Raw genomic sequence first — 13,740 nt, 5'->3', positions numbered from 1 at the left:
ACTAAGTATGTCTGACCTCTCCATTTTGCAGCGGGTCTATCTCGGGTTTGCCATCCTGGTAGCCGTGATGATAGCCAGTTCTGCCTTCACCTTTCACAGCCAGCGGGCTCTCGGCCAGGCTCTGCATCAGGTCACCCAGCAATCCATGCCCTTGGTGCAGGCCAGCAGCCAGACCCAGATCAGCCTGCTCAGCGCCAACAAACGGCTCAACGATGTGCTGACCGAGCAGGATGCCAAGGCGCTACCCGAGGAGATAAGCGCCCTGGACGCCGCCCAGACCGAAGTCGAAGGGCGCCTCCAGGCCCTGGTCGGCCAGGCCGGTGAAGAACCCCAGCTGCAAGCGCCACTGCGCGCCCTCAAGGAACAGGTCGCCAGCTATCAGGCGTTGACCCAGACCCTGCCCGCCGAACACCAGGCCCTGCTCAGCCAGTTGCACAAGGTCAATCAGGCCAAGGGGCAGTTCCAGGTCACCCTGCCCCAGTTCAAGAAGAACTTGAACGACATGATGGCGGGGCAAGAGGACAGCTTCATCAAGATGCTCTCCGAGAAGCTGACGACCCAGCTCTCCACCATAGAACTCTCCACCATGGATGCCCTCAACCAGTCCATGACAGGCCCCATCGAATCGGCGCTCAAGCGCAACAAGATGCAGATCGGCGGCTTCAACGCCACCATCGCGGATCTGGAAAAAGAGCTGCCCAGCTTCGACAATGACGTCGGTCACAACGTGCGCGCTTTCGTGCGTGACACCACCGCCGGCGACGGTTTGCTCGGCCAGTATCAGGCCCTGATGAAGCAGCAAGCCACCCTGCAGGAGAAGAGCAAGCAGGCCAGCCAGCTCATCATCGCCATCCAGGAACAGCTCGAGGCCATCACCGCCCAGAGCCAGCAGCTGATGAATGCCAGCATTGCCGCATCAGAACAGGTACAGCAGCGCAGCACCCTCTCTCAGGGGGTCAGCATAGTGCTCGCCATCCTGGTCGCCATCCTGGTCGCCCTCACCCTGGGTCGGGCCATCCGCCGCCCGCTCAAGGAGCTGTTGCGGGTGCTGACCCAGGTCACCCAGGGGGACATGACCTTGCGCATCGGCTTCAAGAGCCGCAACGAATTCGGCCAGCTCGGCACCCAGGTCAACCTGCTGATCGCCCAGATGAGCGAGGTCCTCACCCAGCTCTCCCAGGCCTCTACCCAGCTCAATGACGCCGCCCACGGCAACCGCCACACCACAGAGTCGGTGCGCGCGGATCTGGAGACCCAGCGCCAGGAGACCGCCTCGGTCGCCGCCGCCATGACCGAGATGGAGGCCTCGGTACGGGAGGTCGCCCAGGCGGCCAACCAGACCCTGGAGCGGGTGATCGATGTGGAGAAAGCCTCAGAGACCGGGCGCCAGGTTATGGCGGGCAATATCAGCACTACCCACCAGCTGGCGGGCAAGTTGCAGCAGACGGGTGCGGTCATCGCCGACGTCAGCATCATGAGCGGCCAGATTGGCAACATACTCGATGTCATTCGCGGCATCGCCGATCAGACCAATCTGCTGGCGCTCAATGCCGCCATCGAGGCGGCCCGAGCCGGTGAGCAGGGCCGTGGCTTCGCCGTGGTGGCCGACGAGGTGCGCAGCCTGGCAGGGCGCACCTCCCAATCCACCAGCGAGATCCAGACCATGATAGAGAACCTGCAGCAAGGGGTCGCCAAGGCGGTGACTGTCATGCAGGAGTGCTCCAATGAGATGGACAGTTGCATGAGTCAGAGCTCCCAGGCCAACACCGCAATGGAGGAGGTGCAGGGCATAGTGGTGCTGATCAGCGACATGTCGAGCCAGATAGCCTCGGCCGCCGAGCAGCAGCAGGCCACCAGCGCCGACATCGCCACCAATCTCAACCGCATCTCGGACATCTCGGATCTCAACTATCAGGGCATCGCCCGGGTGGCCGAGACCAGTCAGCAGCTCGATGCCCTGGCCGAACAGCAGGAGAGTCTGGTCAAGCGCTTCCGACTCAGCGCCTGAGACCTGGGCCTTGCTATTGAATTGAGGATGGATGAGGGGCCCCTTGGCCCCTCATCCATTGGCATTCCCCGCTGTCGAAGCGGGAAGGCAACATGGAACAGGGAGCCCCTGGGGCTCCCTTTTTGCTGTCTCATCCCTGATGGCAAGCCTGTTGCCCTGTGGGTATCAGGCGTAGGCGATGGCGCCCTTGCCCACCCCTTCATAGGCCACGACTTTCACCAACTTGTCACCCAGCTGCCGTTTCACTTCACGGGCAATATAGTGGGCAAGCAGCTCTATGGTGGTGTCGGTGTCTATCATCTCCACCTCGGCCTTGACCATGGCGAGCTGGAACAGCCCCTGAGGGGCCCTATACTTGAAGCCGATGTGCTGCCCGCCAAGCAGTGGCGCGGCGACGGCGCTCAGGGCAAGCTCGGCCAGGGGAACTTCGTCCTCGGCGGTGCCGAGATAGATGTCGGCCCAACGCTCGGCCCAGTTTTGCTCCAGCTCTTCATCACGCACCCCTTCCACCTCTATCTCGATGGGAGAACGGTGGCCATGGGCGATGCGTTGGCAATTGCCATCATGCTTCTTGAGCCCATGGCTGTAGTGATAGAAGGCGCCAGCAATGGCTTCGTGGCGCAGAGTCAGCGACAGATCCTTGATGTTGCCGGGCAGCTCCTTGGCCAGCACAGCCAGCAGATAGCGGGTGACCGACTCCTTGTCGACCTGAGCTGCGGGAATAAACGCAAAGGCCTCCTCCGGACAGCGCAGGTGGATGGAGCGATCCGGGCGCAGCAAGTCGACGCACTGTTCTCCCCCGGCCAGACTCTCGATGCGCACCAGGGCGCTCTCTGTCGGGACCAGCAGCTTGTGGTCCACTTCGCGGTCGATGATCGCCTTGATAAGCTTCTTCACCCGGCCAAAATCGAGCAGCATGCTCATCTCGTTGAGCTCGCCACCGAGCTCCACGTCCACCAGCCAGCTCTCACCCACCATGCCACGGCGTTCACACAGGTAGCTGGAGTCGATAACGGTCAAATCTCTTACAAATAACTTCATTACTCAGGCCTTGCTACAGAGTAGGGACAGATTGCGCTATTATGACCCGCGCTCACCGACAAAGGAACTGGACCCGCCATGAACACATTGCTTATCAAGAACGCAACCCTGGTCAACGAAGGGCGCATCTACGCCTCCGATGTGCTGATCGAGGGCGAGCGTATCAAAAAAATCGCCCCCCAGATCGATGCCCCGGACGCCATGGTGATCGATGCGGCAGGCCGCCATCTGATCCCCGGCATGATTGACGATCAGGTGCATTTTCGTGAGCCGGGTCTGACCCACAAAGGCACCATAGCGAGCGAGTCCCGCGCCGCCGTGGCCGGTGGCACCACCAGCTTTATGGAGATGCCCAACGTCAACCCCCAGACCACCACCATAGAGGCGCTGGAGGCAAAATACGACATCGCCGCCAAAGGCTCGGCCGCCAACTACAGCTTCTATCTGGGCGCCACCAACGACAACCTGGAAGAGATCAAGAAGCTCGATCCCAAGCAGTCCTGCGGCATCAAAATCTTCATGGGTGCCTCCACCGGCAACATGCTGGTCGACAATCAGGAGACCTTGGCGGCCATCTTCCGGGAGAGCCCGGTGATGATAGTGACCCACTGCGAGGATACCCCCTCCATCAAGGTGCTCGAAGATGAGGCCCGCGCCAAGTGGGGCGAGGATGTGCCTATGCGCGAGCACGGTCGCATTCGCAGCGCCGATGCCTGCTACAAGTCATCCAGCATGGCGGTTGGCCTGGCCAAGAAATACGGCGCCAAGCTGCACGTGCTGCATCTGACCACCGCCAAGGAGCTCTCCTTGTTCACCGCCAGCCCGGATCTGAAGGATCTCAAGGACAAGAACATCACCGCCGAGGTGTGCGTTCATCATCTGTTCTTCAACGAAGCGGACTACGACACCCTGGGCAGCCAGATCAAGTGCAACCCGGCGGTGAAGAGTGCGGCCGATCAGCACGCCCTGCTCGATGCGGTACGCAACGACGTGCTCGACATCATCGCCACCGACCACGCCCCCCACACCTGGGAAGAGAAGCAGAACAGCTACTTCAAAGCGCCGTCCGGCATCCCTCTGGTGCAGCACTCCATGCAGGCCCTGCTCGAGCTCTACCACAACGGCGTCTTCAGCCTGGAGACCATCGTCAAGAAAACCTCCCACGCGGTGGCCGAGCGCTTCCAGGTGCAGGATCGCGGCTACATCCGCGAGGGTTACTTCGCGGATCTGGTACTGCTGGATCTGGGCAAGCCCTATGTGGTCAATGACGACAATCTGCTCTATCTGTGCGGCTGGTCACCCTTCAACGGCTATCGCTTCCAGAGCAGCATAGAGATGACCCTGGTCAACGGTCAGATTGCCTGGCAGAACGGTCAGGTCACCGACCAGGTATTGGGTAAACGGCTGACCTTTAACCGCTGACAGTGAGGGAAGCGATAGCCATTCAAAGGCTGTCGCTCCCAACCCCTTGGCATGAAGATGAGAGACCTATTACCCGGCAAAACAGTCAAGTCACCGACCAGGTATTGGGCAAACGGCTGACCTTTAACCGCTAATTGCGCGCAAAGCAGGCGAACGCGTCAAAGTCGCGGTTTGCAGGTTGACAGGGCTGAGCCATCTCCATAAACTCAGCCCCCGTCAGCCAAGCTGACGCAGTCGGCGTGTAGCGCAGCCAGGTAGCGCACTGTCATGGGGTGTCAGGGGTCGGAGGTTCGAATCCTCTCACGCCGACCATCATTCCCCGAGAAAAGGCCCAATCAGCAGATTGGGCCTTTTCTTTATCCACCATCTCTCCCCCGCCGGTTACCCTTCATGCTGGCTGATGTCGCTCCTTCCCATCCCGTCAGCCTTCCCCTGGCCTCAAATCCGTTGGAGGATTGCCCAAAACCGGCCTCTGTGTTTTGATCGGTCATCGCCTCCGCTCCGGGTTATCTCATGCCATCTTGTCGCCTTTCGCCAACCTGCATCCTGCTTTGCTGCTCCCTGTTGCTGGGCGGCTGCGCGACGCCCTATGACAGCGTGAAATCGATGTGGAATAACCAGACCGGCTTCTCCCAGACCCAGCTCGGCCCGGATCGCTGGCAGATAGAGTTTGTCGGTAACGATCTGGTCGATCGGGAGACAGCGCGCAAATACGTGCTCAAGCGGGCCGGTGAGCTGGCCCACGCCTTGGGCTACGAGTGGATAGAGGTACTGAGTCTGGAGATTGCCCGGGATGCCGTGCGCGCAACCCCTCGTCGCCCCCAGTTTGGCTTCGATGAGTACGAACCTGATGCCTTCATGGAACAGTTGCATGTGGAGCACCGCATCTCTGCCCTGCTTAACCTGCGCATGAGCCACCAGGCTAAGGGCGATGCCAGCCTGTCAGCCGAATATCTCGAAAAAATGCCACTTATTCAGGACAAATAACCACCATCTGATAAATGGCACATTCAATACACCTAATACCAGTGTGAAAAGTGTGACTTGACGCTGGTGTTAGTGCTCGCCTTTGGGCATGCTGCAAAACGTGATCGCCCTCCTCTGGCGATCTGGCACGGCTGTCGTGGCACTCGCCACCCCACACCGACTCCTTGCGTTGCCCGGACCTCTCCCCATGAAAATGAACAAGCTGACCCTCGCTATCTTGATTGCCATGCTGCTTGGCATCGCCACCGGCCAGGGTTATCGACTCTTTGCCCCGAGCGAAGCTCCCGCCTTCGCAGTCAACGTGACCCTGCTCACCGACATCTTCTTGCGACTCATCAAGATGATCATCGCCCCTCTGGTCTTCACCACCCTGGTGGTCGGCATCGCCAAGATGGGGGATACCCGCACCGTTGGCCGGATCGGAGCCAAGACCTTGGGGTGGTTTATGTTCGCCTCCCTGATGTCCCTCTCCCTGGGACTGCTGATGGTGACCTTGATGCAGCCGGGTAGTGGCCTCTCCCTGCCTCTTCCCCCCGAGTCCGCCAGCAGCGGTATCAGAGCCGCCAGTCTGAGCCTGCGCGATTTTATCGCTCACGCCATCCCTAAAAGCCTGGTCGAGGCCATGGCCAACAACGAGATACTGCAAATCGTGGTCTTCTCCCTCTTCTTCGGGCTGGCAGCCGCCGCGCTCGGCGATGCCGCCAAGCCTGTGGTCATGCTGCTGGCAAGCGCCGCCGAGATCATGCTCAAGGTGACGGGTTATGTGATGAACTTCGCCCCCTTTGCCGTGTTCGCCGCCATCTCGGCCATGGTCGCCAAGGAGGGACTAGGCATTCTGGCCACCTACGGCAGCTTCATGGCCCAGTTCTATCTGGCCCTGGCCTGCCTCTGGCTGCTGCTCATCGCCATGGGGAGCCTCTTTCTGCGCCAGCGCACCCCTCGCCTGCTCGCGCTCATCCGTGAACCCGTGCTGCTCGCCTTCTCGACTGCCAGCTCGGAGGCGGCCTACCCCAAGACGTTGCAACGCCTGGAACGGTTTGGCTGCGCCAAGCGCATCGCCAGCTTCGTGCTGCCCATGGGTTACTCCTTCAACCTGGATGGCTCCATGATGTACTGCACCTTTGCGGTCATGTTCATCGCCCAGGCCTATGGCATAGAGCTCTCCTTCGCCCAGCAGGTGACTATGTTATTGCTGCTCATGGTCACCTCCAAGGGAATGGCCGGGGTGCCACGGGCCTCCCTGGTGGTGATTGCCGCCACCCTCAATCAGTTTCATATCCCGGAGGCGGGTGTCTTGCTGCTGCTCGGCATCGACCATTTCCTCGACATGGGCCGCTCCGCCACCAATGTGCTCGGCAACGCCATCGCCGCCTGCGTAGTGGCCAAGACGGAAAATTGTCTGGCAGAGGAGAGCCGGGAACCCGCTTCTGCCTCGAGCGAGGCTCGCCAGCCCGCTTGATGGGTTTAAAGTCTTGTGAACCGTTCAACGCCAAGTCGTGCCCCCTCTCCATCCGAGCGGGGGCACTGCTGCTATTTCCGCCCTGCTTTACCCCGCCTGCCGGTTGCCACCATCGCGAAACTGTGACCTAAAGACGTGCCACAAAGAGCACCATACGATACACTCCCATCCGGGTCCAGATGCCCATTAATCATATAAAAATCAATAATAAGGCCTTGGTGTGCAGCCAAGGCACAACGCGGGCGTTGGCCCCTCAAGGCGCGCTCGCCTCTCCCTCAACAAAACAGGACATCCCATGAACAAGAAAACCCTGCTCGCGACCCTGATCTTCGGTCTGATGGCTGGCCAGGCCGTTGCCGCCCCCTACTTGCCCCAGGCCAACGATCAACGCAATGGCCAGGAATATGCCGCCGCCAATGCCTGGCTGGAAGTGGATCTTGCCGCCTTCGAGCAGAACCTGCAGACCCTCAAGACCCGCCTTGGCGACAAGGGCCCGCAGATCTGCGCCATCATGAAGGCGGATGCCTATGGTCACGGCATCGATCTGCTGGTGCCCTCTGTGGTCACCGCCGGCATTCCCTGCATTGGCATCGCCAGCAACGAAGAGGCCAGGGTTGCACGGGACAAGGGCTTCACCGGTCGTCTGATGCGAGTACGCGCCGCGACTCCGGCCGAGGTTGAGCAGGCGGTGCCTTACAAACTCGAAGAGCTGGTCGGCGGCCTGGAGAACGCGACCCTCATCAGCGAGATAGCCCAGCGCCACCAGACCCAGATCCCGGTACACATAGGCCTCAACTCGGCAGGCATGAGCCGTAACGGCCTGGACCTGCGCGCCCAGGATGCCAAAGGGGAGGCCCTGGCCATACTTGGCCTCAAGGGGATCACCCCGGTCGGCATCATGACCCACTTCCCGGTGGAGGAGAAAGAGGACGTCAAGCTGGGTCTGGCCCAGTTCAAGCTCGACTCCCAATGGCTGATCGAGGCGGGCAAGCTGGATCGCAGCAAGCTGATCCTGCACTGTGCCAACTCCTTCGCGACCCTGGAAGTACCCGAAGCGCATCTGGACATGGTTCGCCCGGGCGGCCTCATCTATGGCGACTCCATCCCCTCCTACACCGAATACAAGCGGGTCATGGCGTTCAAGAGCCAGGTAGCGGCAGTCAGTCACTTCCCGGCGGGCAACACGGTCGGTTACGATCGCACCTTCACCCTCAAGCGGGATTCCGTGCTGGCCAACCTGCCGATGGGCTACTCGGATGGCTATCGCCGCGCCATGAGCAACAAGGCCTCTGTGCTCATCAACGGCCAGAAGGCCCCGGTGGTGGGCAAGACCTCCATGAACACCGTCATGGTCGATGTGACCGACATCAAGGGCGTCAAGCCCGGTGACGAGGTGGTGATGTTTGGCCGCCAGGGAGATAACGAGATCAAACAGGCGGATCTGGAAGAGTACAATGGCGCCCTGCTGGCGGACATGTACACCGTCTGGGGTTACAGCAACCCGCGCATCATCAAGCGTTGATCTTGTTGCCCGTGTGATCGGCAATAAAGACCCATAGAAAAAGGGCTCCCTCGGGAGCCCTTTTGGCATCTCATCACCCGTCGCCCCCCTGGTGCGACAGCGCAGGATCAGCCCGCCGATTTGGCTTGCTTGCGCGTCACCCAGAGGCTGAGACCCATACTCAACACCAGTATGGAGGCCACCACGCCAAGGGCCACCCCGGTCGGGATCTTGAAGATGTCGAGCAACAGCATCTTGACCCCGATAAACATCAGGATGAAGGCCAAGCCGTACTTGAGCAGGCTGAAACGCTCGGCAACCCCGGCCAGCAGGAAGTACATGGCCCGCAGCCCCATGATGGCGAAGATGTTGGAGGTGAGCACGATGAAGGGATCCGTGGTCACCGCGAAGATGGCCGGGATACTGTCCACCGCGAAGATGAGATCGCTCGCCTCCACCAACACCAGGATCAGCAGCAGCGGAGTGGCATAGCGCACGCCGTCACGCCAGACGAAGAAGCGCTCCCCTTCCAGATGCTCGGTCACCTTGAAGCGACGGCGCATCCAGCCGAGCAGCGGGTTGTTGGCAAGATCCGGCTCCTTGTCGGCCACCCACAGCATCTTGGCCCCGGTCAGCAGCAGGAAGGCACCGAACAGATACAAGATCCAGTGGAACTGCTCGATGAGCCAGCTCCCCGCAAACACCATGCCGGCCCGCATCACGATGGCACCCAATACGCCATACAGCAGCACCCTGCGCTGGAGCTCGGCCGGAATGGCGAAGTAGCCAAACAGCATCAGCCAGACGAAGACGTTGTCCACCGCCAGCGCTTTCTCGATGAGATAGCCGGAGAGGAACTCCAACCCCTTCTGGTTCGCCATCTCGCGACCCATATTCACATCAACCCAGTACCAGATGGCCAGGTTGAAGAGCAGTGCCATGCTCACCCAGACCAGAGACCAGGCCCCCGCCTCCTTCAAGGAGACCTTGTGGGACTTGCCACCGCCCACGAAACGTAAATCTACCCAGAGCAGGGTCAACACCAGGGCAAAGAACCCCAGCCACATCCACCATTCACCCATTGCGTCCTCCTTAAAAACGACAAAACCCATGACCGGAGGCATGGGTTCGCGTTTGGAGCAGATACACCTTGCCTCTCGGCAAGGTCTCACTTACAGCCATGGGCTGCCCGGGTGCCGGGTGGCTTGCGTTGCAAACACACCGTAATGACGACAGACCGGCGAGAAGTTACTCCCCTTGTGCCGCGGATACTAACAGGCCCTCATGACGCTGCCAATAGCCTGACCAAGATAAACGCCAGTGCGCAGATAACGCGCCGTGCACACCCCTGATCCTGCCGAGGGACAGGATAGAAATTAAAAAAGGGCGCCCAGAGGCGCCCTTTTATCTGCATGGGTCAGCCTCGTCAGAGCGGGTCTGCCTTGAGGCAAGAGACGGCGTGGTCGAAGTTGCCCTCCAGCACCGGCCGGGTCTTGGCACACTCGGGACCGGCCACCGGGCAGCGGGTCCGGAACACGCAGCCGGACGGCGGATTCATGGGGGACGGCAAGTCCCCTTCCAGGATCTGGATCACCTTGCTGCGTTCCAGATCAGGGTCCGGCACCGGCACCGCCGACATCAACGCCTTGGTGTAGGGGTGCAGAGGATTGGCATAGATCTCCTTGCCCTTGCCCAGCTCCACCGCATTGCCCAGATACATCACCAGCACCCGATCCGAGATATGCTTGACCACGGACAAGTCATGGGCGATGAAGATGAGCGACAGCCCCATCTCCTTCTGGATAGCCTTGAGCAGGTTCACCACCTGAGCCTGGATGGAGACATCCAGCGCCGAGACCGGCTCGTCACAGATAATCATCTTGGGTTCGAGGATCAATGCCCGGGCGATGCCGATGCGCTGACACTGGCCGCCAGAGAACTCATGGGGATAACGGTTCACCAGATTGGGCAGCAACCCCACCTTGGTCATCATGGCGCGCACCTTGCCTTCGACTTCGCTCTTGGAGAGCTTGGGGTAGAAGGTGATGAGCGGCTCGGCGATGATATCCCCTATGGTCATGCGCGGATTCAAGGAGGCAAGCGGGTCCTGGAAGATCATCTGGATCTCCTTGCGCTTCTCCCGCAGGGCCTTCTGATCGAGCTTGGTCAAGTCGTTACCCAGCCAGACCACCTTGCCGTCCGTGGCTGGCACCAGACCAATCAGCGCCCGGGCAAAAGTGGATTTGCCGCAGCCGGACTCCCCCACGACCCCCAGCGTCTCGCCTTCATACAGGCGCAGGGTCACCCCGTCCACCGCCTTCAGGGTCGAGGGTTTGGCCCAGGGCCAGGCTTTTTCACTCTTGATGCTGAAATGGACCTTCAGATCAGACACTTCCAGCAGCAGTTTCTTGTCAGTACCCATTTAGTTTGCCCCCTTGGCCATGGCATCCGATGCCCAGTGGCACGCGCGGGCGCGGCCATCGTTGAAGGGCAGCAAGAGCGGCGACTCCTGGCCGCAGATCTCGCTGGCCCGGTGGCAGCGCTCCTGGAAGGGGCAGCCTTTGGGCAGACGCAGCAGGTTGGGCGGGTTGCCCGGAATGGTCGGCAATATCTCCCCTTCGGTATCGAGACGGGGAATGGCACGCAGCAAACCTTCAGTGTAGGGATGGCTCGGACGATAGAAGATGTCGTTGACCTTACCGTACTCCATGGTGCGGCCGGCATACATCACCAGCACCTTGTCGCAGATCCCCGCCACCACGCCCAAGTCGTGGGTGATCATGATGATGGAGGTGTTGAACTCGCGCTTGAGCTCGTTCATCAGCGTCATGATCTGGGCCTGCACCGTCACATCCAGCGCCGTGGTCGGCTCATCGGCAATAAGCAGCTGTGGACGACACAATAGGGCCATGGCGATCATTACCCGCTGACGCATGCCACCGGAGAACTCGTGCGGGTACATGTTCATCCGCTGGCGCGATTCGGGGATCTTCACCGCATCGAGCATGCGTACCGACTCCTCAAATGCCGCCGCCTTGCTCATCCCCTTGTGCTGTATCAGCACCTCCATCAACTGATCCTTCACCTTCATGTAGGGATTGAGAGAGGTCATGGGGTCCTGGAAGATCATCGCTATCTTCTCGGAGCGGATCTTGTTGAGCTTGGACTCGGACAAGTTGAGGATCTCGTCGCCCTGGAACTTGGCCGAACCGGTAATGATACCGTTCTTGGCGAGCAGCCCCATGATGGCGAAGGCCGTTTGAGACTTGCCTGAGCCTGACTCCCCTACTATTCCCAGGGTCTCACCGGCCGAGAGGGAGAAGTTGAGATCGTTGACCGCAACCACATTGCCGTCCGGGGTCTTGAACTCGACCCGCAGATCTTTTACATCCAGTAATTTCATAAAAATTCCTTATCGATCTTCCGTGACGCTTGTCAATTCTTCGGGATAGGTTGCCTGTTTTCGGCGCTTTTTTATCGATCCTTTGGATCGAGAGCGTCACGCAGACCATCCCCGAGGAAGTTGAAGCAAAACAGCGTCACCACCATGAAACCGGCGGGGAACAGGAGTTGCCAGAGGGCCACTTCCATCGACTTGGAACCTTCATCGAGCAGAGCGCCCCAACTCGTCATGGGCTCCTGTACACCCAATCCCAGGAAGCTCAGGAAAGATTCAAACATGATCATGCCAGGCACCAGCAGGGTCGCGTAGACCGCCACTATGCCAAGCACGTTTGGCACTATGTGCCGGGTGATGATCTTCCACTTGGAGACGCCGCAGACATGAGCCGCCTCGATGAACTCCTTGCTCTTGAGGCTCAAGGTCTGGCCGCGCACGATCCGCGCCATGTCGAGCCAGCTCACCGCGCCGATGGCGATGAAAATGAGCGCCAGGTTGCGGCCGAAGAAGGTCACCAGCATGATCACGAAGAACATGAAGGGGAAGGCATTGAGGATCTCGAGCACCCGCATCATCAGGCTGTCGACCCGACCGCCGATGAAGCCGGATGCCGCGCCATAGAGGGTGCCGATGATGACCGCCACCAGGGCGCCCATGACGCCGACCATCAGCGAGATACGCCCGCCGAGCAGGGTGCGCACGAAGAGATCGCGGCCCAGGCTGTCGGTGCCAAACCAGTGACCCGTCTCCATATCGGGAGCCGACTGCATGGCGCCCCAGTCCGGATCGTCGAAGGTATATGGGGACAGGTGCGGGCCTATGATGACTGCCAGACCAATGATGGTCAGGATGATCAGGCTTACCAGCGCCGCTCTGTTACGCAGGAAACGGCGGCGGGCATCTTTCCACAGGGAGCGTCCCTCAACCACATCCACTTTCTGTGCGAAGGCCTCAAGCACCTCACGCTTTTCACTGTTTACAACCATGATGTACTCCCGGCTTAGTAACGGATCTTGGGATCGATGAAGGCGTACAGAATATCGACCACGGCGTTAAAGGTGATGGTGAGGGCACCGACCAGAATGGTCAGCCCGAGCACCATGGAGTAATCACGGTTCAAGGCGCCGTTGACGAACAGCTGACCTATCCCCGGCAGACCGAAGATGGTCTCGATGACCACGGATCCCGTGATGATGCCGACGAAGGCCGGGCCGAGGTAGGAAACCACCGGCAGCATGGCCGGGCGCAGGGCGTGCTTGAGAATGATGTGATGAAGCGGCAACCCCTTGGCGCGGGCGGTGCGGATGAAGTTGGAATTCATGGTCTCTATCATGCTGCCGCGCATGATGCGCGAGATGGCGGAGATGTAGTACATCATCATGCCAAATACCGGCAGTACCATGAACTGAATGCCGCCGCCCTGCCAGCCACCCGCCGGGAACCAGCCCAGATAGATACTGAAGAAGAGCACCAATAACGGCGCCAGCACAAAGCCCGGTATCACCACCCCGGCCATGGCCGACGACATCAACAGATAATCGATGATGGTGTTCTGTTTCAGTGCGGCAATGGTGCCGAACGTAACCCCCAGCAAGACCGCAAAGAAAAAGGCCGATGCCCCTATCTTGGCGGACACTGGCAACGCCTGGCTCACCAGATCGTTGACGCTGAAGTCCTTGTATTTGAAAGAGGGACCCAGATCGCCCTGTACCAGGTTGCCCAGGTAGGTGAGGTATTGGGTGCCGATGGGTTTATCCAGACCATATTTGGCCTCGATGTTGGCCAGTACTTCCGGCGGCAATGCCCGCTCGCTGGTAAAGGGGTTACCGGGGGCGAAGCGCATCATGAAGAAGGAGACGGTGATCAAGACCAGCAGGGTCGGGATCGCTTCCAATATACGTTTAAGGATGAATTTCAACATA

At 59.9% G+C, this 13,740-nt stretch carries 11 protein-coding genes and 1 tRNA gene; 6 read left to right on the top strand and 6 right to left on the bottom strand.

What is annotated here, in order from left to right:
- The first annotated feature begins 7 nt into the window (after positions 1-7).
- A complete protein-coding gene (locus tag ACSMDR_RS18155; protein ID WP_436469152.1) occupies positions 8-2,008 on the top strand; it encodes a methyl-accepting chemotaxis protein in 2,001 nt (666 codons plus the stop codon).
- A 165-nt stretch (positions 2,009-2,173) separates the two neighbouring features.
- Here ACSMDR_RS18155 and ACSMDR_RS18150 read toward each other — a convergent pair whose 3' ends face one another.
- Positions 2,174-3,049 carry a 6-carboxytetrahydropterin synthase gene (locus ACSMDR_RS18150; RefSeq protein WP_436469151.1) on the bottom strand — a complete coding sequence of 292 codons (876 nt, stop codon included), beginning with the start codon at positions 3,047-3,049 and terminating at the stop codon, positions 2,174-2,176.
- 78 nt (positions 3,050-3,127) lie between these two features.
- Here ACSMDR_RS18150 and ACSMDR_RS18145 point away from each other — a divergent pair, with 78 nt between their 5' ends.
- From ACSMDR_RS18145 to alr, 5 genes are all read left to right on the top strand, one after another.
- Positions 3,128-4,471, top strand: coding sequence for a dihydroorotase (locus ACSMDR_RS18145; protein WP_005901489.1), 1,344 nt, complete (start codon positions 3,128-3,130; stop codon positions 4,469-4,471).
- Positions 4,472-4,706: 235 nt separating this feature from the next.
- Positions 4,707-4,783 (top strand) — tRNA-Pro (locus tag ACSMDR_RS18140).
- A gap of 201 nt (positions 4,784-4,984) precedes the next feature.
- Positions 4,985-5,458 (top strand): CC0125/CC1285 family lipoprotein, encoded by a 474-nt coding sequence (locus ACSMDR_RS18135; RefSeq protein ID WP_436469150.1) that lies wholly within the window; start codon positions 4,985-4,987, stop codon positions 5,456-5,458.
- Between the two features lie 187 nt (positions 5,459-5,645).
- Complete coding sequence (locus ACSMDR_RS18130) at positions 5,646-6,917, top strand: dicarboxylate/amino acid:cation symporter (protein ID WP_436469149.1); 1,272 nt, start codon at positions 5,646-5,648, stop codon at positions 6,915-6,917.
- A 295-nt stretch (positions 6,918-7,212) separates the two neighbouring features.
- The gene (alr, locus tag ACSMDR_RS18125) at positions 7,213-8,439 is read left to right on the top strand and encodes an alanine racemase (protein WP_436469148.1); all 1,227 of its coding nucleotides are present in this window, start codon (positions 7,213-7,215) and stop codon (positions 8,437-8,439) included.
- Between the two features lie 107 nt (positions 8,440-8,546).
- Here the strand turns inward: alr and ACSMDR_RS18120 are convergent, their stop codons facing one another.
- The 5 genes from ACSMDR_RS18120 to oppB form a co-directional block, all read right to left on the bottom strand.
- Positions 8,547-9,500, bottom strand: a complete 954-nt coding sequence (locus ACSMDR_RS18120; RefSeq protein WP_005906170.1) for a TerC family protein — start codon at positions 9,498-9,500, stop codon at positions 8,547-8,549.
- A 344-nt stretch (positions 9,501-9,844) separates the two neighbouring features.
- Positions 9,845-10,840 (bottom strand): murein tripeptide/oligopeptide ABC transporter ATP binding protein OppF, encoded by a 996-nt coding sequence (oppF, locus tag ACSMDR_RS18115; RefSeq protein ID WP_436469147.1) that lies wholly within the window; start codon positions 10,838-10,840, stop codon positions 9,845-9,847.
- Positions 10,841-11,821, bottom strand: coding sequence for an ABC transporter ATP-binding protein (locus ACSMDR_RS18110; protein WP_436469146.1), 981 nt, complete (start codon positions 11,819-11,821; stop codon positions 10,841-10,843). It lies immediately after the preceding gene.
- 71 nt (positions 11,822-11,892) lie between these two features.
- Positions 11,893-12,804 (bottom strand): oligopeptide ABC transporter permease OppC, encoded by a 912-nt coding sequence (gene oppC, locus ACSMDR_RS18105; protein WP_005906175.1) that lies wholly within the window; start codon positions 12,802-12,804, stop codon positions 11,893-11,895.
- A 14-nt stretch (positions 12,805-12,818) separates the two neighbouring features.
- Complete coding sequence (gene oppB / locus ACSMDR_RS18100; RefSeq protein ID WP_005906178.1) at positions 12,819-13,739, bottom strand: oligopeptide ABC transporter permease OppB; 921 nt, start codon at positions 13,737-13,739, stop codon at positions 12,819-12,821.
- Between the last annotated feature and the right edge of the window lies 1 nt (position 13,740).

Origin of the sequence: Aeromonas molluscorum (assembly GCF_051376105.1) — a bacterium.
GTDB lineage: Bacteria > Pseudomonadota > Gammaproteobacteria > Enterobacterales > Aeromonadaceae > Aeromonas > Aeromonas molluscorum.
This window is presented reverse-complemented; position numbering and strand designations above follow the sequence as displayed.